This is a genomic window from Acinetobacter sp. YH01007 (genome assembly GCF_013420425.1).
GTDB lineage: Bacteria > Pseudomonadota > Gammaproteobacteria > Pseudomonadales > Moraxellaceae > Acinetobacter > Acinetobacter towneri.
Genome location: NZ_VOYC01000046.1, coordinates 1 through 1,280, shown reverse-complemented (window position 1 = coordinate 1,280; position 1,280 = coordinate 1). Strand labels below are relative to the sequence as shown.

The window sequence follows — 1,280 nt, the reverse complement described above, 5'->3', positions numbered from 1 at the left end:
TGTTATTCACCAATTAAAATGTCTATGCGATAAACCATTTAAAATGTCCTGTTTTTAACTGCAAGAGTCAAGAACAGGATTTAAATTTCTTTGTTCATTGCTAGCTTTCTGAGCTTTACGACTCGGCATACTTTTCTTGGCACGGGAACGTTTATTCTGTTTTTCCAACTCTTCATGCTGTTGTTGGATATGGGCCAGAACTGCGCCTAACCGTTTATTCTCAACCACTTCATTCTGCTGCAGTCCAGTCAGTTTATTGAAGATACTGTAGTTGATCTTCCGTCCTTCATACATGATCGCAACAGTGCCATCCGGGTACTCCAGAAATGAAATGTATTGTCCAACTAATTTCTGGTTCAATTCAGTCGGTTCAAGCATATAAATACATTTGTCATACGTCAGGGTTAGATTCTTGGTGACCTTACGTGGTTCCTGCCAGGTAAAAATATCATCCAGTTCAAGATCAGATTCGGTTAATGGTCGATGTAAATTCTTTGAGTTACGCGCACACTTGGCGAACTTCTGATTGAACTGCTCAATGAAGCAGGGTAGCCAAGCATTGGCTTCAGCAATCGAACTGATGCCTTCCAGACGCATCTCTTTGATCAGACGATCCTGAAGTGTCCTGTTAGCACGTTCCACACGTCCTTTGGCCTGTGGTGAGTTGGCAAAAATAATATCGATGTTTAACTCATTCAGAATCCGCCCAAATTGCGTGATCTTGCTGTCTTGGCTCGATTTCTGATTCACTCGGAATACTGAGTGTTTATCGCTATAAAAGGCCAAAGGCTTGCCATATTGCTTAATGTAGGCTCTCGTGGAAAGCATATAGTCGAAGGTCGTTTCAGCCTCACAAAAGCGCAGATGCAACAGCTTTCCAGTGGCGTCATCGATATAAACCAGCAAACAGCATTTGGCGGATCGTCCTTCAAACCAGTCATGATAGGAGCCATCAATCTGGATCAGTTCACCGAAGCAATCACGGTTATATCTAGGCTGATATGGACGTTTCAGACGCTTGGATCGCGGAATCCAGAGCTCATTGGCAGTCATCCAGCGACGAACTGTTTCCACAGGAATATTCAGCTCAAACATGCTGCTGAGCTTCTCATGCGCCAAGGTGGGCCCAAAGCCCAGCAGATGTTCAGAAATAATGGAAAGGCACTTTGCTTTTAACAAGTCATCATGGCGACGATGGCCAGGTTGACCACGACTGGCATGAGCCAGACCTGAAACACCATCTTGATTGAGCTTCTGCAATAACCGGGTAATTTGACGGG

At 44.3% G+C, this 1,280-nt stretch carries 1 protein-coding gene; it reads right to left on the bottom strand.

Annotation, left to right across the window (positions count from 1 at the left end):
- Positions 1–54: 54 nt before the first annotated feature.
- Positions 55–1,280 (bottom strand): ISNCY family transposase (locus tag FTT74_RS13805; RefSeq protein WP_179989181.1); only part of this gene is annotated, 1,226 nt, incomplete at its 5' end.